Below are 21,024 nucleotides of genomic sequence, written 5' to 3'. Positions count from 1 at the left end.
GAATGCCAGCGTCCTACGAGACTCATCGCAAGCAGCTCGAGCTGATCCTCCAGGCGTGGGGCATGCCGGCCCCGACCGCAGCCAGCACCGCCGAGATCATGAGCTGGGCCGACCTGCACGGTATCGACACGCACGGCATCTCGATGGTGCCGCCGTACGACGAGCGCCGGCGCAGCAACAAGCTCGACATGCGCGCCGAACCGAAGATCGTCAAGGAGACGCCGGTCTCCGTGTTGATCGATGGCGGCGGCGGGCTTGGTCATCCCAACGCACGGCGAGGCATGGAGATAGCCATCGAGAAGGCGAGGAAGACCGGCATCGGCGTCGCGGCGGTGCGCAGCTCCGGCCACTTCGGTGCCTGCGGCTTCTATGCGCTGATGGCGGCCGAATCGGACCTGATCGGCATGGTCACGACCTCGGCCAGCGGCATCCAGGTGGCGCCCACCAATGGCGCGCAGGCACGGCTCGGCACCGATCCGATCGCCTTCGCGGCACCCGGCAAGCCGGGCCAGCCCTTCCTGCTCGACATGGCGACCACGACCGTGGCGGCCGGCAAGATCCGCAACAAGGCGAACGAGAATCTGCCGGCACCGACCGGCTGGCTGGTCACCAGGGACGGCCAGCCCAGCAACGATCCGAAGGAGGTCAGCAAGGGTGGCTTCATGACGCCGCTGGGCGGGACGCCCGAAGGCAGCAGCCACAAGGGCTATGGCCTCGGCGCCATGGTCAACATCCTGAGCTCGGCGTTGTCTGGCGGCCTGATGGTGACCGACCCGACGCGCAATACGAAGCCCGGCCCGATCGACATCGGCCACTTCTTCCTGGCGCTCGATCCCGGCATGTTCCGCGACATCGCCGACTTCAGGGCCGACGTCGCCGCCTTCTGTGACACGCTGCGCGCCACCAGGCCTGTCGATCCCGCCAAGCCGGTCCAGGTCGCGGGCGATCCCGAGCGCCGCATCGCGACCGAGCGCATGAAGACCGGCATCCCCGTCGGCCCCAACCTGCTCGCCAAGGTGCGCGAGATCGCGATCGCGTCCGGCGCGCCCTGGATCATCGGCAACTAGGCGTCGTTGCAGCGCGGCCAGTGGCTACACAAAGGTTCCGACGCGCTTATGTTGATGTGGCATCGCCGAACATCCCTATGCCGCGAAGTAGAGCAGACTGGCGAAGCCGAACACGCGCGCCGCGGAAACTATTCGACCAACACCAACGGTCGGGCAATGCAAGATCGATCCACGGCGACCTGAGCGGATTAGTCCTGCGCTGGAGCTTGAGGCCACAAAAAGTAAGGTTCGTGCTTGCCATCGTAGTAAGTGCGCTTGAGATAGCTCAAATCCGTTGTCCAATGGCGCACCGCCAAATCGCTGCCGTCGCTCCTTCGCTTCATGTTCCTCGTGAAGGAAGCGATAGCGTTGGCAAGCTTGCAAAGTCTCCTGGATGAACGTGGATAGCCCCACTCATCCAAATTGATAACAGAGCGGGCCAAGTCGTCGAGTGGTTCCTCATAAACGCGCCTAAGCGTCACCCACCGTTCGGAGGTCGGTTTCGCGCTTTTTCCCACCCGATACCCTCTTGCCCTGAGAACTCCAAACTCGACTGGCGGATCAACGTCGCCGCCGCCGGCGTCCACCCCAACTTCTGTTGTCGGCCAGACAAAGTAGTCCCCGTCCGGCTTACGAATATCTGAAGGCTGTTGGCCATCCCGCACAGCCTCCAGGACTTTCTTCACGAATCTGAAGTGGTCATTGTCAACCTTTTGCCAGGCAGCGGGGCCGACCCACGCAAGCCAGCTTAATTCCGCTGAGGCCTCGCTTTTGAGAATGGCATCGCCTCTCTGGATCCTTACGGACAGCGAGTAACAGCGACGGATCGACGATTTCTGCTGGCCTTTGATTTGCTCCTCGGTTGGCCAGAGAAACGACGAGCCATCGGGGGCCTTGATGTCTTGCGGACGCTTGTTGTCAATGAACGCAGCTAGAATGGTGCGAGCGAACTTGTAGGCCGCCTTCGCCTCATCGCGCCAGAATCTTGCCTTCATCCCCTCCAGCCGCCGTAACGTGCCGCACCACTCGGCGTTCTGGTCCAGCGTCTTGTGGTTGGGTTGGATGTGTTATTTCTGCGCCCCGGTATCGTCGGCTTTGGTGAAGGTAATTGGGTTGAATCCTTCTGCCTTGTTTCCTTGTCAACATCTTCAGATCGCCAAACGCGAATGCGGCGTCCTGAAATTCCATTCTTCGGCGAAGTCATCTCAAGGCTCCAATTTGAGGTGACGGTACAGCAGTTGCCAGAATGTTCAACGCTGGCCCATCTGGCGTGCTTCTTCTTCGATTGCCGCTAGAGCCTCCTTGGAAAGTCCTCGCGAGAGGAACCGTGCTGCGCGGGCGGCGCCTCTGCTCCACTCTGCACCGCATTTGGCGAGGAGCAGAACGGCAACGGCCCTCGGATCGAGGTTGGTCTTGTGGGCGAGTTTCTTGATTCTGTCGCGCTTGCCCATCCTGGTTGCATATTCGGACAGGTACTTTGGCCAAACAGCATAGTCGAGCCGGGCAATTGCATCCGCCAACATGTCCCAATCGATGATCGCCATCACCTCAAACATATCGAGAAATGACCTCAACATGCGCCAGCGCACTCCATGTCCCTCCTTCCGGGCAAATGCCGGGAGTGGTTGGGGGTGGGCACCGTCGACGCTTGCGAAATCTGGAAGACGGCGATGGAAATTTGGAATACGGCGTTCGAAATCTGGAAGAGGGACCTTGCGCGTAAGAGGCAAACCTCCGAGCGCTTCGCCCACCTCGTCGACCAGGACAAGACTCGTAAGATGACAGGTGAGTCCATGCGCAACCGCCAATGACTCTGCCTGTTCCTCGCTGACGAGAGGCAACGCAAGGGCGGCGGCGAACCGGCCGACCGCATCACATGGAGCGTCAGAGGTTTCAACGGACCAATCGGCTTTGATCGAGACACCCCCGCGCATCGCCAGAAGATTTGTCGGCTGACCTCCCGACACTTTGCCGTCCAAAGGTTTTGAGCCCCGCCTCATGGCATCGAGCGCGGCCGCGACAGCAGGCCCAACATCGTCACCGGCGGCAACGAAAGCCTGACCGCCGGTGCTCGCTGCAAGATGGCCAACCATGGCATCGAGGCTTGTCTCGCCCACGAGGATTGCGAAGATCGGCGCGCGACATGCCGCAGCCGCCTGCACTTCGGTCGCGTAGGTGAGCCCATCCGTCAGAACAAGTATCGGCTTGCAGCGATTAGCCAGTGTCGTAGCAATAGCATTGCCCAACTGAGTGCCGCCATGCGGTCCGCTGAATATAGGTTGCCCGCTCCGCCATGTGACGAGTTTCGCCTCGTCATTGAATTCCCACAGCTCGGCGCGGTCATCTCCTTTCAGTGTGCCGAGGGCCGATTGCAGGCCGCGGCTCATGGCCTCGTGCACTGAAAGACGATGCATGCCGACAGCGCTAGATGTCGAACCCGAGCGATCGAAGAGGATGGCGATGTCGAGGTTGCCGGCTGAGGTTGGCGGCACTGACAGCATCAGATGGACGCGTCGCCCGATCGCGTCGCGGCCTTCCACCGCACCGAAAGCCTGGTCCAGGAACAGAAGCTCGAGAGATTGAGACAGCGGGATAGTCATCCCTTGCTCGACGGGGGTGCCGGACACAAAAACCGCCTTCCCAGCTATCTCGGAGATCGACAAGCGGCCACTAAGACGGAGTGCTGGATCGACGGCGATGTCGTCGGCTGGAAGAAACGGCGACTGACCGTAAACTTGACCGACCGTGAAAGGGAGCCGCAGGAGGGGGCTGTCCCGGTGAAGAGCCAACGGCATGGTCAATTCTGCAGTGACTTCGACCATTTTGCCGGGGGCCAGCTGGCTGACAGAAAGTATATGAATGCCGCGCATTGGCTCTTCATGCAGCACAGCCAGTTTGCCGCCGTCGATCGCGTCCTCATATGTCGCGCGCGCCGCCCTCACTCCCTGGGCGACGGCGTTGAGTTTTCGGCCATCCACTATCGCCGAAAGACCAGTCATCACCGCCTCAAAGGGAGTAGGGATGGTGAGCAAGACCTCGATCGGCGAGTCCTCAACATTCACAAGAATGCGTGTTATCGTGACGGTTGCAAGCCCATTGCAGACGTCAACGTGAATCCGCGTTTCCTTGAGCGGCAACGGACGGGGCTCCCCATCGATCACGGCGTTCGCCCCTTCGCTGAGGGTTTCTAGGGGATGGCCGAGTGCAGAAAGGCTCAAGACGGTTTCTCCTTCGACAGATAGACACGCAACGCACGGGTGATATCGGACAGTGCGGCTTTGAGATCGATTGTTCCGGGGGCGATCGATGGATCGACCCGCAATTCCAGTCCGTGCCCCTGGAAAATCGGGATGGCATCGTCGAATGCCATCAGCACCTTTATCGCTTGCGGCTTCATCCCCAAGCGATGCAGCGTGACGTATTTGTGCCCTTTGGCGAGGTGGTTCTCGTCATAGGCGTCGGCGGCCCGGCCCGTACTATTCGCCGGAGGTAAGCAGCCCTCAGCGATCATGAAACGGATCTGACGGGGTGGGACACCAAGGGCGTCAGACAGTTCTTGAAGGGTCATGAGTACTGCTTTGACAGATACGTTCTAGCCGCGGCGATGTTTCAACCCTCGCCCTTTCCGGCTGCCCTTGTTTCCCCCGAGCTGTTTCTCTTCTCCGCCCCGCATCACGGGATAGAAGCTGCCCCGCCAGTATTCGACGATGTAGCCGGCCCCTCGCACGGCCATCGGCGGACATTTCCTGATCTGGCCTCCGGAAGCTCGATACTCATCCAGCTTTTCAGGCGTAAGGTCAGAACAACGGGCCATTCGCGCTCTCCCTTTCAAGCGATGCATCGTGTCAAGCGTCGGCCGCCCGGCCCGTGCCGTTCGCCGGAGGCAGGCAGCCTCGGCGATCATGAAACGGATCTGACGGGGCCGGACACCAAGGGCATCCGACAGTTCTTGAAGGATCATGGTTTCACTAAACGCGACACGATATGTGTCGCGTTTGAGGGTTGTCAATAACCCGACAAATTTTTTGTTACCTTTTCATACGCGCTTCCGGGCGCATTCCTCAGTCCAGCGTTGGGTCTTGCCGGCTAGCGGCGGCGAGCTTTGCCCTTGGCGGAGTTTGAATTCTGGCTGGCCGAGCAGCCAGTCCGCCGCTAACTCGTCTCCGCTGATGAAGGCGCCCGACTGATCAGCGCGAAGACGAATTGAGCGGCGCTGCGGAGCCAGAAAAAGGCCCGGAAACCGCGGATTTCCGACGATGGCGAGTTCAGGCCATAGATCGATCGCACACGCCACCGTTGATGCAGCATCACATATTGTCAGGAGTTTGAATGACTGGCGCCCTACCATTGCCTGCGGTGGTGACTCTGCCACCGACGACGATCCGGCAAGGGCTGCCCCGATAGGCCAAGCGCGGGCAATCGGCGGCTACCCCGTGCGGACCAGCGTAGCGCCGCGTTGCAGCACCGAGGCCGCCTCATCCACGATCCTTTCGATCACCTCGCGGGCGGAGGGAATATCGCGCACGAGGTCCACGCTTTCTCCGGCCCAGACCACGCGCCGCGCGAAGTCATCGGCAGGGCCGGCCAGGTAGTCGGCTTCCGCGTCCTTCTGCTGCCTCTCCAGGGCCTCCTCTCTCCCATGCCACTGGTCGAAGAAGTCGTTGCGCAGCGCCCGTCCTGGATAGATGGCGGGCCACGGGGCGGCACGGACGATGTCGAAAACGCGGGTTTGCGCGGTTTGATCGCCACCCGAAGCAACGGCCTTCTGCTTCATTGCCTGATCCCACATCGACTCGCGGGTCGCGGTGAACCGCGTGCCCATCGACACGCCTGCAGCACCCAAAGACAACGCGGCGGCGAGTCCGCGGCCATCCGCTATGCCGCCGGCGGCGACGACCGGAATCGAGCCGACGGCATCGACGACCGCCGGCACCAGTCCGATCGTGCCACGCGTCATGCCCGAATGTCCGCCGGCATCCCGTCCCTGGGCTATGATCACATCGGCGCCCACCGACGCGGCCTGCCTTGCCTGTTCCAGCGTCTGCACCTGACAGACGATCTTGCACCCCGCCGCCTTTATACGAGCCGTGTAAGGCGAAGGGTCGCCGAACGACAGCATCACCGCGGCCGGCTTCGCATCCAGCGCCAGATCCAGGGCCGAGGGATTCCTGTCCAATGCCCAAAGGATGAAACCGATGCCGACACGGGCATTGCCCGCCTCGGCCAGTTCCTTGCGGATGGCGGCCTCGCTGGCATAGCCGGAACCGATCATGCCGAGGCCACCCGCATGTGTCACCGCCGAGGCCAGCTTGCCTCCGGCGGCAGAGCCCATCGGCGCAAGCAGGATCGGATGCTGGATCCCCAGGAGCCTCGTCAGCGCTGTCTCGATTGTCGCCATTTCTCCCCCACGATTGGCGGGCCTTCGCCTTCACGTTCACGATGGCGAAAAGCGCGGGCAAAGCCGCTCGATCGGATGTCGATGATATCTGTCCGGCTCACATACATCAAAGGCGCGCTGCCGACTTGCGGCCGGCGCCGCGCCCCCGGCGTGACTCAATTGCCGCATCGGATGCCGATCTGGAAATCTTGGTGCGGGCGAGGCGGTGAACTACGATGCGGACGGGAGCAAGTTGCCGGAGACTGGCTAATCATGGCTGGAGACGATCACGATCACGACCACGGCTCCGAGCTTTCGGAGATGCAGCTTCGCGTACGCGCCCTCGAAACGATCCTGACCGAAAAGGGCTATGTCGATCCGGCCGCGCTCGACGCGATCGTCGAGACCTACGAGACCAGGATCGGCCCGCGCAACGGCGCCCGCGTCGTCGCCAAGGCATGGACCGATCCGGCGTTCAAGGCGACGCTCCTCGCCGATGCCTCGCAGGCGGTCCGGGCACTCGGCCATGTCAGCCGCGTCGGCGATCACCTGATCGCCGTCGAGAACACCCCGAAGCGGCACAACATGGTCGTTTGCACGCTGTGTTCCTGCTATCCGTGGGAAATGCTCGGACTGCCGCCCGTCTGGTACAAATCCGCGCCGTATCGCTCGCGCACAGTGAAGGACCCGCGGGGCGTGCTGGCCGAGTTCGGCGTCACGCTCCCGAAGGAGACGGAGATTCGGGTCTGGGATTCGACGGCCGAGACGCGTTTTCTGGTGTTGCCCATGCGACCGCCGGGAACCGAGGGCTGGAGCGAGGAGCGCCTTGCGGAGATCGTGACGCGCGACAGCATGATCGGTACCGGCTTGCCGAAGGCCGAACCATGAACGGCGTGCATGACATGGGCGGCATGGACGGCTTCGGCAAGGTCGAGGTCGAGCTGAACGAACCGCCCTTCCATCACCCGTGGGAGGGTCGCGTCATGGCGATGTCGCGCGCGGTCGGCGCCAATGGCGGGGTCAACATCGACATGCAGCGCTTTTCGCGCGAGTCCCTGCCGCCGGCGGTCTATCTCGCGAGCTCCTACTATCGAAAGTGGTTCCTGGCGCTCCGGCAATTGCTGCTGGATCGCAAGATGATCGGCATCGACGAGGTTGCCGCCGGCCACTCGCTGCGGCCGAGCCCGCCGCTGCCGCGTGGCACCTTCTCGCTGCAGGATGTCGGCCGGGTGACGGCGCGCGGCAGCTTTCAGCGCGAGGTGTCGGCTTCGCCGATCTTCAAGCCGGGCGACGTTGTCCGGGCGAAGAACATCAACCCGGTGACGCACACCCGATTGCCGCGATATGTCCGCGGCCATATCGGGACCATCGAACGCATCAACGGCAGCCATGTGTTTCCCGACTCCTCGGCGCAGGGCAAGGGTGACGATCCGCAGTGGCTCTACACCGTGGTCTTCTCGGGCCGCGAGCTGTGGGGTGCCGAGGCGGACCCGACCCTCAACGTCTCGGTCGAGGCGTTCGAGCCGTACCTCGATCCAGCCAGGCGACAGCACGATGACAGGTGATCCAGAAGCCGCCCGTCGCGTTCCGGAAGAAGTGGCCGGCATTCCGTGCGATACCGAAGGGCCGGTCTTTCGCGAGCCATGGGAGGCGCAGGCATTTGCCATGACGCTCGCCTTGCACGAACGCGGATTGTTCACCTGGCCGGAATGGGCGGCGGCGCTTGGCGCTGAAATCAAGCGCGCGCAGGCTGCCGGCGATCCGGACACGGGCGAAACCTACTATCGACACTGGCTCAATGCGCTCGAGAAGCTCGTTTCGGAGAAAGGCATCGCCAGCGCCGAGGCAATGGCGCGCTATCACGATGCATGGAACCATGCCGCGAATCGTACGCCGCACGGCCGGCCGATCGAACTGCAGGCCGCTGACTTCAAATAGCAGCGGCGCAGCACGGAATCGCTACCTGCTGCGATCCGCATTGGCGTCCTCGTCGTGGCCCTTGCGGTTGCTGTAGAAGACAAGGGTCATGAGACCGACGCCCAGCGCGAGCGTGGCGACGATGCCCAACGTCATCGCCACATATCCCGATGTCGACATCTGTTGCATCTGGTGCCCGGTGGCGTCGCTCGACGACGTCCATCCGACGTAGGAGAACGCGAGCGCCAGGACGAGGAACATGCCCAGCACGGCGAGCGTGATCCATAGGCCCGCGTGCTTCGACTCGACGGGAGCCATCGCTTGCCGTACGTGCCTGCTTCTGGCGTTCATTGCTTCCTCCTTCGCATCGGCGGGCTGCACATTCCAGTCTAGCGACCTCGATCCAGGCGGCGCCTTGCGCCGACGCAATGATTTGCGGCAGAGCGCCAAACCGCCGGACAAGTAGTGTCGGGCGAGTGACGAGCTGTCTTCGAAAGGAGGATTGCCATGCCAACCAACCCGACCCGCGATGCCAAACTGCGTGGATGGTGGAAACGGCTCCTTGCGCCGTTCGCTTCTGCGCTGTTCATCCCGATCCATGTCCGGTTGACCCCCAGGCCTTTGCCGGTCCGGCGACGGCAGCGCTCGCGGTAGGACCATGGCGCCCGATGTCGACCGTTTCTACCGGACCTTTGTGAACGAAACGCCCGATGCGATCATCTATGCCGACGCCCAAGGTCGGGTCGGCTTCTGGAACAAGGGGGCCGAGCGGATCTTCGGCTTTTCGGAAGCGGAGATGACCGGAAAGCCGCTCGACTGCATCGTTCCCGAGCCCCTTCGCCAACGGCATCGGAACGGCTTCTCCCAGACCGTGCGGACCGGGAGGACGCGCTATGGAGCGGGAGATGTCCTGGCCGTCCCCGCCCTGCGCAAGGACGGCGTGCGCATCTCGGTGGAGTTCACCATCGTGCCGTTCCGCGACCGCACCGGCCGCATACTCGGAATTGCCGCGACCTTGCGCGATGTCACCAGAAGGTTCGAGGAGATGAAATCCCTGCGCAAGTCCGCTGCCGCCCAATGAGCCGCGGCCGCACCGCGCTCTTCGCATTCGAGTTCGATCACTGGAGCGACCGGCCTCGGATCGGAACGCGATCGAGGTAGGCGGGGCGAAACTCACCCAGGATCTGCAGCGCCGCCATGTCCACGACTGTGAACTGGTGGCCGTTCACGGCAACCAATCCCTGGTTTCGGAGTTCGCCGAGCATGCGGTTGACATGGGGACCACTCAAGCCCACGACGTCGCCGATACCTTCCTGCGACAGTGGCATTCCGAAGGTGCGTTCCGACGCACAGCCTACGGCCTGCAGGCGCGTCAACATCTCCAGAAGAAAGTGCGCCAATCTCTCCAGCGGCTCCCTTCGACCGGCATCGATGACGTGCTCGGCATATATCGCCGCCTCGCGTGCCGCGAACCAGACGAGCGCGGTCGCAATCTTCGGCCTGTTCAGGCAAAGATCGGTAAACGAGTCGAGGGGTACAGGGTGCAGGCTCATGTCTCCAAGGGCCGCGACCGAAAAGACGGCATCCTCGTAGAAGCACGCCGGGAAGCCGATGATATCGCCCGGAACGATGACGTTCACGATCTGGCGCTTGCCGCTGTGCAGCAGCTTGTAGCGAATCGCGAAGCCGCTCTCGACAATATGCAGTGACCGATATTCGTAACCCTCGACGATGAGATCCTTGGCCTTTTTTGCAATGACCCAGCGACTGAGCAGGAGATCGAGTGCGGCCATGTCGGCATCATCGAGCTCTATTGAGCGATTGAGCCTGGTGGTGAAAGGATGATCCCTGACAGGCTTTGCTGCCATTTTCCGCTGAACGGCCATTGGCACCCCCTGGCCTCGGTCAACAACCGCTCGATGTTGCAAGTCGTTTCGTCGTCCCTTCCTCGGTGACGATCGCATTCATCGGAACATCGTGAGGCTGCGGGTAGATCGTCCTGATTCTCAGTCGGGCAAATCCCACTCCAACGACGTATGGACGCCGCTCCAAAGCTGCAAGCGTCCGGTCGAAATAGCCGCCGCCATTGCCCAGGCGATAGCAAGCCCCGTCAAATCCCACGACCGGCGCCAGCACAATGTCGGGCACGACGCTCGGTCCCTCGGCGGGCACCGGAATATTCCACACGCCCTGGGTCATTGGCATGCGGCGACGCCATTGCCTGAAGACGAGCGGCGCGCGCGGCGCGACCACCACCGGCAGGCCGCAAACGATGCCGCGAGCCTGGAGACCTTCGACCCATGGCAGGAGATTCGGTTCGCCACGGAAAGGCCAATAGGCCCCGACGATCCGACCGGAAACGTCACCCAGCAGCCGGTCGAGCTCGCGCGCGATGCTTTCGGAGAAGCGGCGACGGTCTTCCGGCCCGATGGCGAGCCGCGCCTTGACCAGTCGTGCCCGCTCGGCCTTCCGCCATCGCTTCACGTCGGCCCATTGGCGCCCGATGTCCGGCAACGCGGGCTGGTCCGACCTCGGCTCGGTCCGGTGCATGAAGCATGGCGGCGAGGCATATTCGTCTTCCCACTCGGGATCGCGGCCATGGGGCTCCATCGTCAGCCCAGAGCCGAGTTCGCGATCGTGATGTTCGCGACGTGCGACGACAGCATGTGGGCGAGATCGGCATAGAGAGCCTGATCCTCCAGGCGCGGCATCATCTCACGGAGCTTGCGCACGACCCGGCCCTGGCCGCGATTGAGGAACACGACGCGCGCCCTGAGATCTTCGATCGCCATTGCCTCGTCGTGGAGCGGTCCCGTGCGCGGCGAGGGCTTGCCGCCGATTCGCTCGATCTGGCGCAGCAGCATCGCGCACCACCGGGCTTCGTCCCGTCGAATGCCCTGCATGATCTCGGCCATCGCAGGCTCCGCCGCTTCCCACGCCGTATCGAGCGCGACCCGCGCGCCGGCGCGCTCCGCCTCCAGCAGTTCGTTCAGGAAGTCGATGACCTCGGGCTGACCGGCGATCGGAGCGGCAATCATGCGACGATGGTAGATGGCAAGTTTATATTTTCAAAGCGAGTAATTATCGCAGATAATATCGAGAAAGCCGATTTATCGGACGGTCATATGGATACCGAGCTGGCGCGCACCTTTCTGGCGGTGGTGACCGCCGGCAACTTCGTCAATGCCGCCGCACGCCTGCATGTCACGCAGTCGACCGTCAGCACGAGGATCCGGACGCTCGAGGACGCACTCGGACGCCGGCTGTTCGTGCGAAACAAGGGCGGCACGACGCTCACCGCCGCCGGCCGACATTTTCAGAAGCATGCTGCCACCCTCGTTCGCACCGTCGAGCAGGCGCGCCACGATGTCGGCGTGGCGCATGGCTTCCGGGCAAGCGTAACCATCGGCGCGCGCTTCGGCCTGTGGGAGCAGTTCCTTACGACTCTGCTTCCCCGTCTGTTGCGGAACGCACCCGACGTCGCGCTGCGGGCCGAAATCGGCCTCGAGAGCGATCTCATGCGCGGCCTGATCGAAGGTCATATCGACATAGGCGTGATGTATACGCCGGAAAGCCGGCCCGGACTGAAGGTCGAGCACCTGTTCGACGAGCGCCTGGTGCTTGTCTCCACCGAGCGAAGGGCAAGGCCGGGATCGGGGCCGGAATACGTCTATGTCGATTGGGGGCCGGAGTTCTTCGCACGGCACGGCGCAAGCTTTCCCGATTTCCAGGGTGCGGCGCTCACCGCCAACATCGGGTGGCTGGGCTTGCAACATGTACTTCAGAACGGGGGCGCCGGATATTTTCCAGCTCGCCTCGTGCGCCCATACCTCGCTTGCGGCAAGCTCGCAGAATGCGCCGGAGCGCCCGCATTCTCCTTGGCAGCCTATCTTGTCCACCCGATCGACGCCGAGACCGATGTCATCGGCGGCATCCTTGCGGCGATCCGGCAGGCAGCCGAAATCGAACGCGCGAGCTTCAACCCGATCCGCGGCAAGAGGCGGAAACGCTGACCGTGGTCACAGAGATCGTCATCCACCGGATGATGGCGGGCTCTCCTCTTCCATCGCTGCCAGCGACAGCGCGGCGTGGGCGTATGCGCCGCCGGCCCGCATCTCGGCCGCGACCCAGATCGCCTCCATCAATTCCTGACGCGTTGCGCCATGACGAAGCGCCGCTTTGGTGTGGCCTCGGATGCAATAGGGACATTGCGTGACATGCGCCACGGCGACGGCGATGAGCTGCTTGGTCTTTGCCGACAACGCCCCTTCCGCGAAGACCTGCCGACTGAACGCCTGGAATGCCTTCTCGGTCTCGGGCGCAAGTGCCCGGCGCTTCTCCGCCAGCTCGCGCGTCGCGGCGGGGTATACATCTTGAGCCATGTCCGTACTCCTGGGTGAGCGGCTTCGGGTCTTGATGGTTCAACGGAATTGCAGCGGCGCCAACCGAAAGCTTCCGTCGGGTGGCGGACGTCAAGTCGCTGCGAGGCCCGACATGGGGGTTTCGCTTCGCTCTTTCGGATTGAGATGAATGAGGCGGTGAAGGGTTCTGTTCAATTCTTCGGCTTCCTCCGGTCGCGCATCGACGAGTGCCGCCCAGGCAGCCGCGACAATGCGACACGCAAGCTCGGGCTGCCCCTCGTCGCCCAACGCCTGCGCCGCTCGAATCAGCAGCCTGTTCATCAACCGCAGATCGTCGGAGACGGTTTGGCGATCGTTCGGCATTTCAGGTGTCTCCTCTTCACGTAGAACGCCACGCCACCCGCGGCAGTCGGCAAGCGTGTACTCCTTGTGCCGATGGCCGTCTGCGATCCGGCGCATTGCGCCGGATCATTCCCTGTTGCCGCCGTTCTCGCCGGCGCGATCCGCCTGTCGGTCGGTTTCGGCGGCGGGACGTCGACGAGGCCCACCGCGCAATGTATCCATCGAGACGATCCGTTTTCGATGAAGCGAAGAGCCGTGAAGCGCCAACTGCATCTCAACCTGTTCATCCAGAGCCGCGGGCACCACGAAGCGTCATGGCGGCATCCCGCGGCATCGCCCTATGCGCTCAGCGACATCGGCTACTACCGCGATCTCGCGCAGCGCGCAGAAGCCGGCCTGTTCGACTCGATCTTCCTCGCGGATACGCTGGCGCTGATGGACACGGTGGGTCACGCGGCCAGCAACTGGCTGGAACCCATCACCGCGCTCGGGGCACTGGCAATGACCACCAGCCGCATCGGGTTGATCGCCACGGCATCCACCACCTACGCCGAGCCCTTCAATCTCGCCCGCCAGTTCGCGTCGCTCGACCACATCAGCAACGGCCGGGTCGGCTGGAACATCGTCACGACGTGGCTGGCCGCCGCAGCCCGCAACTACGGCGGCGCCGGCCTTGTGAACCACGACGAGCGCTACGAGCGCGGCGAAGAATTCGTGCAGGTGGCCAAGGCTCTGTGGGACAGCTGGGCCGACGACGCCGTGCTCGACGACCGGGCGAGCGGCCGGTACGCCAGGCCCGACCGCATTCGGCCGATCGACCACGAGGGCAAGTTCTATCGCGTTGCCGGGCCGCTCAACTTGCCGCGCACACCGCAAGGTCGGCCGGTATTCGTCCAGGCGGGCTCATCCGAAACCGGGCGCCGCTTCGCGGCCCGCCACGCCGAGGCGGTATTCACGGCGCAGATGGAGAAGAAGACGGCGCAGGACTTCTACGCCGACCTGAAGTCCCTCGCCGCAACCGAAGGCCGGCCGCCGGAGCAGATGCTGATCCTGCCGGGCCTCAGCCCGCTGATCGCGGCCACGGAGAGCGAGGCGCAACGGATGGTGCGCGAGCTGAACGACCTCACCGATCCGGAAGTCGGACGCAAGCGGTTGAGCGGACGGTTCGGGGGCCACGATTTCTCGCATCTGCCGCTCGACAAGCCGCTCGCGCCCGAGGACTTCCCCGATCCACAGACGGTCCAGGCCGCCCGCAGCCGCACCGAGGTGATCGTGGGTCTCGTCCGCCGCGAGAAGCCGACGCTCCGACAACTCCTCGCCTATCTCGCCGGCGCCCGCGGCCATTTCACCACGGCCGGCACGCCCGAGCAGATCGCCGATCTGATCGAGGACTGGTTCAGGGACGGCGCGGCGGACGGCTTCAATCTCATGCCGCCGCTGTTGCCTTCCATGCTGGACGTCTTCGTCGACGAGGTCGTCCCGCTTCTGCAAAAGCGCCGGCTCTTCCGTACCGCTTACGACGGCAGCACGCTACGGGATCATTTCGGCCTGCCCCGGCCGTCCGGCCGGTCGGACTAGCCCGGATATCTCAAAGGAGAGAGGTGCATCGGAGGGCTGACTCTGAGAAAGTTGTTTTGCGACAACGACTTTATCCGAGAAAGGAAGCCGCTCCGATGCCGACAGAGTGTATTGCGGATTTGTTTGGATTTGCACCTGTTGAAAGGCGGGCGGTGGTTGCGTCGTTCGACGGCGGGTCGATCACACCGGACGCCGGCGGGCTGTTGCTGGGAGCGACGGATCGGGCGCTCGGACTGATCGATCGGTTAGCCGGCTGCTTTAGGGACTTTCGAGACCCGTCGCTGGTCGAGCACGCGGTGCGGACGCTGGTGGGGCAGCGGGTGTACGGGCTGGCGCTGGGCTACGAGGACCTCAACGACCACGACCATCTGCGCCACGATCGGCTGTTTGCGGTGCTGGCGGGCAAGCTCACGGCGCGCCGCCGGGACTGCGCGCCGGTGGCCGGCAAGAGCACGCTGAACCGGCTGGAACTGAGCGGGCCTGGGCGCTCGCTGTACCACAAGATCGACCACGACCCGGCGGCGATCGAGCGGCTGTTCGTGGCGGTGTTTGTGGAGGCGCACAAGCGGGCGCCGTCGCAGATCGTGCTCGACCTGGACGCCACCGACGATCCGCTGCACGGTGAGCAGGAGGGGCGGTTTTTCCACGGCTACTACGACGGCTATTGCTACCTGCCGCTCTACATCTTCTGCGGCCGTCATCTGCTGGCGGCCAAGCTGCGACGCTCCAACATCGATGCCTCGGCGGGGGCGGCGGAGGAGGTGGCGCGGATCGTGGCGCAGCTCCGCCGACACTGGCCACGGGTGCAAATCCTGCTGCGGGCCGATTCGGGCTTCGCTCGCGAGTCGCTGATGGCCTGGTGCGAGGCCAACGGGGTGGACTACCTCTTCGGCCTGGCGCGCAACGTTCGGCTGGCGGGCGAGATCGAGGCCGAGTTGGCGGCCGCCCAGGCCGAAAGCCGGCGGACCGGTCGGCCGGCCCGCCGCTTCAAGGACTTCCTGTGGTCGACGCGCGACAGCTGGAGCAGCAGGCGACGGGTCATCGCCAAGGCGGAATGGACGCACGGCGAGGCCAACCCGCGCTTCGTGGTGACCTCGCTGAAGGGCGGCAAGGCCCGGGCGATCTACGAGAAGCTGTACTGCGCGCGCGGCGACATGGAGAACCGCCTCAAGGAGTGCCAGGGCGAGCTGTTCGCCGACCGTACCTCGGCCGCCACCATGTGCGCCAACCAGCTGCGCCTGTGGTTTGCCTCGATGGCTTATGTGCTGCTCTGCGCCTTGCGCCGCATCGGGCTCAGGCACACCCGCTTCGCCCAGGCGAGCTGCGGCTCGATCCGCCTGGCGCTGCTCAAGATCGGGGCGCTGATCACCATCAGCGTGCGACGCATCAGGCTCGCCATGGCCTCGGCCTGGCCCAACCAGCGCTCCTTCAAGCAGGCCTGGATCTCACTCGCTGCCGCCGCCCGCTGACGACCCAGACAGCGCATAGGCCACATTCGCCCAGATAGCGTCGCAGCCCGCGGCGTGTTGCCGCTCGCCCGCGTTCACGCCCGCTCCCTCTTCGCCGCATCCACGCGGGCCACCATCTTCGACTGCCCGCCGATCATGACGTCAGAGATGATGGTTTGAGAAATCCGGGCTAGGAGAGCAGCAGGAAAAGAGGCTCTTGCAGCCGGTCGCGCTGCTCGGCCCGACAGTCGATCGCGCGCCGCCAGGATACCATGGCATGCAGGCAACCGAGCCTGCAGTACGGCGTTTGTTCCGTGACGCCTGCAACATCAGCGAAGGGAACGGCCATGAGCAGGAAGGTCGATGTGCGCCGGCGGCGATTTTTCGGCATGGCCGCAATTTGCGGGTTCGCTCCCGGCCTGCCGGCTTTCGCGGACGAGCGCGGCAAGGGACTCGGCACCACGGCCGAATCCGAGACTCCGGTTCCGCCGACCGAGGATCTGATGCGCGAGCACGGCGTGCTGCGGCGCATCCTGCTCATCTACGAATCGGGAGCGCGCCGCCTTGGCCAGGGCGAGGACATGGAGTCGTCCGTCTTCCTGCAGACGGCGGAGACGATGCGCGACTTCGTCCACGACTATCACGAGAAGCTCGAGGAGAATCACCTCTTCCCGCGCTTCAAGAAAGCGGGCCGCATGGTGCCTCTCGTGGAGGTGCTGACCACGCAGCATGCGGCAGGGAGGAAGCTCACCGACAAGATCCTGCAGATCGCTCCGACCGCGCGCACCGACAGCGGCCGCCGCAAGACCATGATCGACGCCATGGAGGCGTCGATCGTGCTCTACCGGCCGCATGCGGCGCGCGAGGATACCGATGTCTTTCCGACGGTCCGCAGTCTCGTCACGCCCGACGAGTTCGATGCGCTCGGCGAGACCTTCGAGAGGGAAGAGAAATCCAGGTTCGGCGCCGACGGCTTCGAGATGATGGCAAAGAAGGTCGAAGCGATCGAAAAGCGCATCGGCATCCACGATCTCAGCAGGTACACGCCCAGGATCTGAGCGTCAGCCGCGATAGTGGCAGGCAACCCAGTGGCCGGGCCGGCTCTCGCGCAGCTCGGGATCGCGCTGGGCGCAATCGGGACGGGCGATCGGGCAGCGCGTGTGGAAATGGCAGCCCGAGGGCGGATGGATCGGGTTGGGGACGTCGCCCTGCAGCATGATGCGCTTGCGCTTCACCGTCGGATCGGGGATCGGGACGGCCGAGAGCAGTGCTTCCGTATAGGGATGCAGCGGTCGATCATAGAGCTCGCGTGACGGCGCGATCTCGACCACCCGGCCGAGATACATGACCGCGACGCGGGTCGAGATATGCTCGACCACACTGAGATCGTGGGCGATGAAAAGATAGGTGAGGCCGAACTTCGCCTGCAGGTCCTCAAGGAGGTTGATCACCTGCGCCTGGATCGACACGTCGAGCGCCGAGACGGGTTCGTCGCAGACGACCAGCTTGGGATCGACGGCCAGCGCGCGCGCGATGCCCACACGCTGACGCTGCCCGCCCGAAAACTCGTGCGGGAACCGCCGCATGTGGTCGGCCTGGAGGCCGACCGTCTCGAGCAGCTCGACGACACGCTCCTCGAGCGCACGCCGTGATCTGGCCAACCGGTGGATCTGCAGGGCCTCGCCGATGATGGCGCCCACCGTCAGTCGCGGATTGAGCGACGCGTAGGGATCCTGGAAGATGATCTGCATGTCCCGGCGCAGGGAACGCAGCGCATCGCCCCCCAGCCGCGTGACGTCCGCCCCCTGGAACCAGATCTCGCCGGAGGTCGGCTCGATCAGCCGCAGGATGCACCGGCCGGTGGTCGACTTGCCGCAGCCCGACTCGCCCACCAACCCCAGCGTCTCGCCCTTGCCGATGTCCAAATTGACGCCGTCGACGGCGTGCACGCGCTCGACCTCGCGCGCGAAGACGCCGCCCTTGACGGCAAAGTGCTTGCGCAGCCCCTTGACGGAAAGAAGCGTCTCGCCGCTCACAGCACGCACCGCACGAAATGACCGGGTCCAACCTGCTTGAGCGGCGGCATGACCTGCCGGCAGGCTTCGGTCGCGAAACGGCAGCGCTGGGCGAAGCGACAGCCCGGCGGCGGGTCGAGCAGGCTGGGCACGGTGCCCGGGATGGCTTCGAGCCGTTCCTTGTGGGCGGCGGCCCGATCGACCCGGGGAATGGAGCGGATCAGGCCCTGCGTATAGGGGTGGCGCGGATCGCCGAACAGGGCGGCGGCCGGCGCCTCCTCGACCACCTTGCCGGCATACATCACCACCACCCGCTGGCAGGTCTCGGCGACCACGCCCATGGCGTGGGTGATCAGCATGATCGCCATGCCGAAGCGATTCTTCATCTCCTGCATCAGCTCCAGGATCTGCGCCTGGATGGTGACGTCGAGCGCCGTCGTCGGCTCGTCGGCGATCAGGAGCTTGGGCCGGCAGGAGAGCGCCAGGGCGATCATGACGCGCTGGCGCATGCCGCCGGAGAACTGGTGCGGGTAGTCGTGCACGCGCGCCTTGGCGTTGGGAATATTGACCAGCGCCAACATCTCGGCCGCGCGGTCGATCGCCTGCCGCCGCGTGAGCTTCTCATGCTCGCGCAGCACCTCGGCGATCTGTGCGCCGACGCTGTACACCGGATTGAGCGAGGTCATCGGCTCCTGGAAGACGATGGCGATCTCGCGCGCGCGGATCTTGTCCATCTCGGCCGCGCTCAACGGCAGGAGGTCCCGCCCCTTCCACAGGATCTGGCCGTCCTCGAAGCGGCCCGGCGGCATGTCGATCAGCTTCAGAATGGAGCGGGCAGTCACGGTCTTGCCGCACCCCGACTCGCCGACGACCCCCACCGTCTCGCCGCGCTCGATCCTGAGATCGACGCCGTCGACGGCGCGCACCATGCCGTCGTCGGTGGCAAACCACGTCTTCAGCCCGCGTATGTCCAGAAGCGTCTCGGCCATGCGGTCCTACAGCACGCGCCGCGGGTCGAGCGCGTCGCGCAGGCCATCGCCGATGAAATTGATGGACAGCACCGTAAGGAAGATCGCCGCACCCGAGAACAGCGCCCAGTGGGGCGCGACGTCGAGCGTGTCCTTGGCGTCGAACAGCACGCGCCCCCAGGTCGGGATGTCCGGCGGAAAACCCAGCCCCAGGAACGACAGCGTCGACTCGGCGATGATGGCGGCGGCGACATCGATCGTTCCGGCCACGATCACCGGGCCCAGGGCATTCGGCAGGATATGGCGGACCACCTGGCGCAGCTTCGAGGCGCCGAGCGCGCGAGCCGCCTCGATGAACTCCTTCTCGCGAATGGACAGGATCTGGGCACGCACCAGCCGCGCCACCTGCATCCAGCGCAAGCCGCCGATCACGGCCACGACCATGACGAAGATCCCTCCCTCGGGCCCCAGGATGCTCGTGAGCGCGTCGCGGAACAGGTAGATGATCAGGAGCAGCAGCGGCAACTGCGGCAAGGACAGGAAGAGGTCGGCAAGCCACATCAGGGCCGCGTCGACGCTGCCGCGCGACATGCCCGCGATCGCGCCGATCAGCACGCCGACGACCGCCGCGACCAGCATCGCGCAGAGGCCGACGGCGATCGAGATCCGGCCGCCATAGAGCAGGCGCGCCAGGATGTCCTGCCCCAGATCGTCGGTGCCGAGGGGATGCGTCCAGGAGGGGCCGGCCAACTGGGCCGCGAAATCGATCTCGTTGATCGGCACCCGCCAGACGAGCGGCCCGAACCCGACCGCGAGGATGATGGCGAGCAGCACGACCGAGCTTGCCATCGCAAGCTTGTGCCGCCGGAAGCGCCGCCACGCCTCGAGGCCGGGCGAGAAGCGGGCTTTTCGTCTCGGCTTGCGGGCGGCGGAAGCGCCCGCCGGCGCCTCAACTGTAAGCGATGCGGGGGTCGAGCCAGCCATAGAGGATATCGGCGATGAGGTTGAAAAGGACGACGAGACAGGCGAAGACGAAGGTGACCGCCATGACGACCGGCGTATCGTTGGCCAGCATGGCCGAGATCAGCAGCGAACCGATGCCGGGCACCCGGAAGATCTGCTCGGTCACGATCGCCCCGCCGAACACCACCGGCATCTGCAGCGCCACCAGCGTGACGACCGGAATGAGCGCCGTTCGGACCACGTGCCGCGTGATCACCTTGCGCTCGCCGACGCCCTTGGATCGGGCGGTGGTGACGTAGTCGAGCCGGACGACATCGAGCACCGACGATCGCACGTAGCGCACCAGCGACGCGCCCTGGAACAGGCCGAGAACCGCCACCGGCATGATCGATTGCTTGATCTCCGCCACCAACCACTGCCAGCCCGTGGCGCTCAGGTCGGCGCGATAGACCATGGGCAGCCAGTCGAGCCGGATCGAGAAGACCAGGATGAGCAGCAGCCCGGTGAAGAATGTCGGCAAGGAAAAGCCGATGAAGGCCAGCGTGTTGGCGACCTGGTCGAAGATGGAATAGGGGCGCGTGCCGGCCAGCACGCCGACCGGCAACGCGATGAGGATGGCCAGGATCTGCGCCGCGCCGATGACGATAAGGGTGGTCGGCAACCGTTGCAGGATGAGCGTGTCCACGTCCATGCGGCTGGCGAACGAGAAGCCCCAGTCGCCATGAAGCATGGCGATCAGCCAATGGACGTAGCGGGTCCATACAGGGTCATCGAGGCCGAACTTGGCGCGCAGGCTCGCCGCCACTTCCGGCGGGATGGCCGGATTGCTGGCGAGCTCGCTGAACGGATCGCCCGGCGCGAGCGCCAGCACGGTGAACAGCACGATGCTGATCCCGAGCAGGCTCGGGATCGCGATCAGCAGGCGCCGGATCAGATATTGCCGGGACACTTCATGCCTCCGCAGCGCGGCCTGACCAAATCCATCTCGCAACCAAGGCTACGTCCGCAG

General features: G+C 64.5%; 23 protein-coding genes. 9 read left to right on the top strand and 14 right to left on the bottom strand.

Annotation, left to right across the window (positions count from 1 at the left end; genetic code table 11):
* The first annotated feature begins 2 nt into the window (after nucleotides 1–2).
* Complete coding sequence (locus OJF58_RS17260) at nucleotides 3–1,067, top strand: Ldh family oxidoreductase (protein WP_300778952.1); 1,065 nt, start codon at nucleotides 3–5, stop codon at nucleotides 1,065–1,067.
* A gap of 188 nt (nucleotides 1,068–1,255) precedes the next feature.
* Here OJF58_RS17260 and OJF58_RS17255 read toward each other — a convergent pair whose 3' ends face one another.
* The 4 genes from OJF58_RS17255 to OJF58_RS17240 form a co-directional block, all read right to left on the bottom strand.
* The gene (locus OJF58_RS17255) at nucleotides 1,256–2,041 is read right to left on the bottom strand and encodes a hypothetical protein (RefSeq protein WP_300778951.1); all 786 of its coding nucleotides are present in this window, start codon (nucleotides 2,039–2,041) and stop codon (nucleotides 1,256–1,258) included.
* Nucleotides 2,042–2,296: 255 nt separating this feature from the next.
* Nucleotides 2,297–4,264 (bottom strand): VIT domain-containing protein, encoded by a 1,968-nt coding sequence (locus tag OJF58_RS17250; protein ID WP_300778950.1) that lies wholly within the window; start codon nucleotides 4,262–4,264, stop codon nucleotides 2,297–2,299.
* On the bottom strand, nucleotides 4,261–4,614 hold the full coding sequence (locus OJF58_RS17245) for a MerR family transcriptional regulator (protein WP_300778949.1): 354 nt from the start codon (nucleotides 4,612–4,614) through the stop codon (nucleotides 4,261–4,263). The genes OJF58_RS17250 and OJF58_RS17245 overlap by 4 nt, the downstream gene beginning before the upstream one ends.
* 858 nt (nucleotides 4,615–5,472) lie before the next feature.
* Nucleotides 5,473–6,444: a nitronate monooxygenase gene (locus OJF58_RS17240; protein WP_300778948.1), complete on the bottom strand. Its 972-nt coding sequence runs from the start codon at nucleotides 6,442–6,444 to the stop codon at nucleotides 5,473–5,475.
* Between the two features lie 252 nt (nucleotides 6,445–6,696).
* Here OJF58_RS17240 and nthA point away from each other — a divergent pair, with 252 nt between their 5' ends.
* The 3 genes from nthA to OJF58_RS17225 are packed head-to-tail and all read left to right on the top strand — an operon-like array spanning nucleotide 6,697 to nucleotide 8,361.
* Complete coding sequence (gene nthA, locus OJF58_RS17235; RefSeq protein ID WP_300785306.1) at nucleotides 6,697–7,311, top strand: nitrile hydratase subunit alpha; 615 nt, start codon at nucleotides 6,697–6,699, stop codon at nucleotides 7,309–7,311.
* A complete protein-coding gene (nthB, locus tag OJF58_RS17230; RefSeq protein ID WP_300778947.1) occupies nucleotides 7,308–7,988 on the top strand; it encodes a nitrile hydratase subunit beta in 681 nt (226 codons plus the stop codon). Before nthA ends, nthB begins: the two co-directional genes overlap by 4 nt.
* Entirely contained in the window at nucleotides 7,978–8,361 is a 384-nt protein-coding gene (locus OJF58_RS17225) for a nitrile hydratase accessory protein (protein ID WP_300778946.1), read from the top strand. Before nthB ends, OJF58_RS17225 begins: the two co-directional genes overlap by 11 nt.
* Nucleotides 8,362–8,382: 21 nt before the next feature.
* Here OJF58_RS17225 and OJF58_RS17220 read toward each other — a convergent pair whose 3' ends face one another.
* The gene (locus OJF58_RS17220; RefSeq protein ID WP_300778945.1) at nucleotides 8,383–8,691 is read right to left on the bottom strand and encodes a hypothetical protein; all 309 of its coding nucleotides are present in this window, start codon (nucleotides 8,689–8,691) and stop codon (nucleotides 8,383–8,385) included.
* A 307-nt stretch (nucleotides 8,692–8,998) separates the two neighbouring features.
* Between OJF58_RS17220 and OJF58_RS17215 the strand changes: the two genes are divergently transcribed.
* A complete protein-coding gene (locus OJF58_RS17215) occupies nucleotides 8,999–9,421 on the top strand; it encodes a PAS domain S-box protein (RefSeq protein ID WP_300778944.1) in 423 nt (140 codons plus the stop codon).
* A 37-nt stretch (nucleotides 9,422–9,458) separates the two neighbouring features.
* Here OJF58_RS17215 and OJF58_RS17210 read toward each other — a convergent pair whose 3' ends face one another.
* Genes OJF58_RS17210 through OJF58_RS17200 form a run of 3 tightly spaced genes read right to left on the bottom strand, consistent with a single transcriptional unit; the run spans nucleotide 9,459 to nucleotide 11,378 of the window.
* On the bottom strand, nucleotides 9,459–10,226 hold the full coding sequence (locus tag OJF58_RS17210; RefSeq protein WP_300778943.1) for a Crp/Fnr family transcriptional regulator: 768 nt from the start codon (nucleotides 10,224–10,226) through the stop codon (nucleotides 9,459–9,461).
* Nucleotides 10,227–10,245: 19 nt separating this feature from the next.
* Nucleotides 10,246–10,950, bottom strand: coding sequence for a 5-formyltetrahydrofolate cyclo-ligase (locus tag OJF58_RS17205; RefSeq protein WP_300778942.1), 705 nt, complete (start codon nucleotides 10,948–10,950; stop codon nucleotides 10,246–10,248).
* A gap of 2 nt (nucleotides 10,951–10,952) precedes the next feature.
* Complete coding sequence (locus OJF58_RS17200; RefSeq protein ID WP_300778941.1) at nucleotides 10,953–11,378, bottom strand: DUF6306 domain-containing protein; 426 nt, start codon at nucleotides 11,376–11,378, stop codon at nucleotides 10,953–10,955.
* An 87-nt stretch (nucleotides 11,379–11,465) separates the two neighbouring features.
* Here OJF58_RS17200 and OJF58_RS17195 point away from each other — a divergent pair, with 87 nt between their 5' ends.
* Nucleotides 11,466–12,353, top strand: a complete 888-nt coding sequence (locus OJF58_RS17195) for a LysR family transcriptional regulator (protein WP_300785304.1) — start codon at nucleotides 11,466–11,468, stop codon at nucleotides 12,351–12,353.
* A gap of 18 nt (nucleotides 12,354–12,371) precedes the next feature.
* Here the strand turns inward: OJF58_RS17195 and OJF58_RS17190 are convergent, their stop codons facing one another.
* Nucleotides 12,372–12,722: a carboxymuconolactone decarboxylase family protein gene (locus OJF58_RS17190; protein ID WP_300778940.1), complete on the bottom strand. Its 351-nt coding sequence runs from the start codon at nucleotides 12,720–12,722 to the stop codon at nucleotides 12,372–12,374.
* Nucleotides 12,723–12,812: 90 nt separating this feature from the next.
* Nucleotides 12,813–13,064, bottom strand: a complete 252-nt coding sequence (locus tag OJF58_RS17185) for a hypothetical protein (RefSeq protein WP_300778939.1) — start codon at nucleotides 13,062–13,064, stop codon at nucleotides 12,813–12,815.
* Nucleotides 13,065–13,283: 219 nt separating this feature from the next.
* On the opposite strand from OJF58_RS17185, the gene OJF58_RS17180 reads away from it, so the two are divergent.
* From OJF58_RS17180 to OJF58_RS17170, 3 genes are all read left to right on the top strand, one after another.
* Nucleotides 13,284–14,621, top strand: a complete 1,338-nt coding sequence (locus OJF58_RS17180) for an LLM class flavin-dependent oxidoreductase (protein ID WP_300778938.1) — start codon at nucleotides 13,284–13,286, stop codon at nucleotides 14,619–14,621.
* Between the two features lie 95 nt (nucleotides 14,622–14,716).
* Nucleotides 14,717–16,090, top strand: coding sequence for an IS1380 family transposase (locus tag OJF58_RS17175; protein ID WP_300778536.1), 1,374 nt, complete (start codon nucleotides 14,717–14,719; stop codon nucleotides 16,088–16,090).
* Between the two features lie 326 nt (nucleotides 16,091–16,416).
* A complete protein-coding gene (locus tag OJF58_RS17170) occupies nucleotides 16,417–17,127 on the top strand; it encodes a hemerythrin domain-containing protein (protein WP_300778937.1) in 711 nt (236 codons plus the stop codon).
* Between the two features lie 3 nt (nucleotides 17,128–17,130).
* On the opposite strand, the gene OJF58_RS17165 is transcribed toward OJF58_RS17170, so the two are convergent.
* Genes OJF58_RS17165 through OJF58_RS17150 form a run of 4 tightly spaced genes read right to left on the bottom strand, consistent with a single transcriptional unit; the run spans nucleotide 17,131 to nucleotide 20,964 of the window.
* Nucleotides 17,131–18,105 carry a dipeptide ABC transporter ATP-binding protein gene (locus OJF58_RS17165; RefSeq protein WP_300778936.1) on the bottom strand — a complete coding sequence of 325 codons (975 nt, stop codon included), beginning with the start codon at nucleotides 18,103–18,105 and terminating at the stop codon, nucleotides 17,131–17,133.
* Nucleotides 18,102–19,073, bottom strand: coding sequence for an ABC transporter ATP-binding protein (locus OJF58_RS17160; protein WP_300778935.1), 972 nt, complete (start codon nucleotides 19,071–19,073; stop codon nucleotides 18,102–18,104). The genes OJF58_RS17165 and OJF58_RS17160 overlap by 4 nt, the downstream gene beginning before the upstream one ends.
* A 6-nt stretch (nucleotides 19,074–19,079) precedes the next feature.
* Entirely contained in the window at nucleotides 19,080–20,036 is a 957-nt protein-coding gene (locus tag OJF58_RS17155) for an ABC transporter permease (RefSeq protein ID WP_300778934.1), read from the bottom strand.
* Entirely contained in the window at nucleotides 20,002–20,964 is a 963-nt protein-coding gene (locus OJF58_RS17150) for an ABC transporter permease (protein WP_300778933.1), read from the bottom strand. Before OJF58_RS17150 ends, OJF58_RS17155 begins: the two co-directional genes overlap by 35 nt.
* Between the last annotated feature and the right edge of the window lie 60 nt (nucleotides 20,965–21,024).

It is taken from the genome of Enhydrobacter sp. (assembly GCF_030246845.1).
Classification (GTDB): Bacteria; Pseudomonadota; Alphaproteobacteria; order Reyranellales; family Reyranellaceae; genus Reyranella.
The sequence above is the reverse complement of the archived record's forward strand: the minus strand, read 5'-3'. Positions and strand labels throughout refer to the sequence as shown.

Bases quoted from the DNA above. Each gene is read 5' to 3' on its own strand.
- OJF58_RS17245 (WP_300778949.1), bottom strand. From the start codon at position 4,614: ATGACCCTTCAAGAACTGTCTGACGCCCTTGGTGTCCCACCCCGTCAG.
- OJF58_RS17220 (WP_300778945.1), bottom strand. From the start codon at position 8,691: ATGAACGCCAGAAGCAGGCACGTACGGCAAGCGATGGCTCCCGTCGAG.
- OJF58_RS17160 (WP_300778935.1), bottom strand. From the start codon at position 19,073: ATGGCCGAGACGCTTCTGGACATACGCGGGCTGAAGACGTGGTTTGCC.
- nthA (WP_300785306.1), top strand. From the start codon at position 6,697: ATGGCTGGAGACGATCACGATCACGACCACGGCTCCGAGCTTTCGGAG.
- OJF58_RS17170 (WP_300778937.1), top strand. From the start codon at position 16,417: ATGAGCAGGAAGGTCGATGTGCGCCGGCGGCGATTTTTCGGCATGGCC.
- OJF58_RS17180 (WP_300778938.1), top strand. From the start codon at position 13,284: ATGAAGCGAAGAGCCGTGAAGCGCCAACTGCATCTCAACCTGTTCATC.
- OJF58_RS17215 (WP_300778944.1), top strand. From the start codon at position 8,999: ATGGCGCCCGATGTCGACCGTTTCTACCGGACCTTTGTGAACGAAACG.
- nthB (WP_300778947.1), top strand. From the start codon at position 7,308: ATGAACGGCGTGCATGACATGGGCGGCATGGACGGCTTCGGCAAGGTC.
- OJF58_RS17175 (WP_300778536.1), top strand. From the start codon at position 14,717: ATGCCGACAGAGTGTATTGCGGATTTGTTTGGATTTGCACCTGTTGAA.
- OJF58_RS17255 (WP_300778951.1), bottom strand. From the start codon at position 2,041: ATGAAGGCAAGATTCTGGCGCGATGAGGCGAAGGCGGCCTACAAGTTC.
- OJF58_RS17210 (WP_300778943.1), bottom strand. From the start codon at position 10,226: ATGGCCGTTCAGCGGAAAATGGCAGCAAAGCCTGTCAGGGATCATCCT.
- OJF58_RS17240 (WP_300778948.1), bottom strand. From the start codon at position 6,444: ATGGCGACAATCGAGACAGCGCTGACGAGGCTCCTGGGGATCCAGCAT.
- OJF58_RS17200 (WP_300778941.1), bottom strand. From the start codon at position 11,378: ATGATTGCCGCTCCGATCGCCGGTCAGCCCGAGGTCATCGACTTCCTG.
- OJF58_RS17195 (WP_300785304.1), top strand. From the start codon at position 11,466: ATGGATACCGAGCTGGCGCGCACCTTTCTGGCGGTGGTGACCGCCGGC.
- OJF58_RS17260 (WP_300778952.1), top strand. From the start codon at position 3: ATGCCAGCGTCCTACGAGACTCATCGCAAGCAGCTCGAGCTGATCCTC.
- OJF58_RS17225 (WP_300778946.1), top strand. From the start codon at position 7,978: ATGACAGGTGATCCAGAAGCCGCCCGTCGCGTTCCGGAAGAAGTGGCC.
- OJF58_RS17185 (WP_300778939.1), bottom strand. From the start codon at position 13,064: ATGCCGAACGATCGCCAAACCGTCTCCGACGATCTGCGGTTGATGAAC.
- OJF58_RS17155 (WP_300778934.1), bottom strand. From the start codon at position 20,036: ATGGCTGGCTCGACCCCCGCATCGCTTACAGTTGAGGCGCCGGCGGGC.
- OJF58_RS17190 (WP_300778940.1), bottom strand. From the start codon at position 12,722: ATGGCTCAAGATGTATACCCCGCCGCGACGCGCGAGCTGGCGGAGAAG.
- OJF58_RS17205 (WP_300778942.1), bottom strand. From the start codon at position 10,950: ATGGAGCCCCATGGCCGCGATCCCGAGTGGGAAGACGAATATGCCTCG.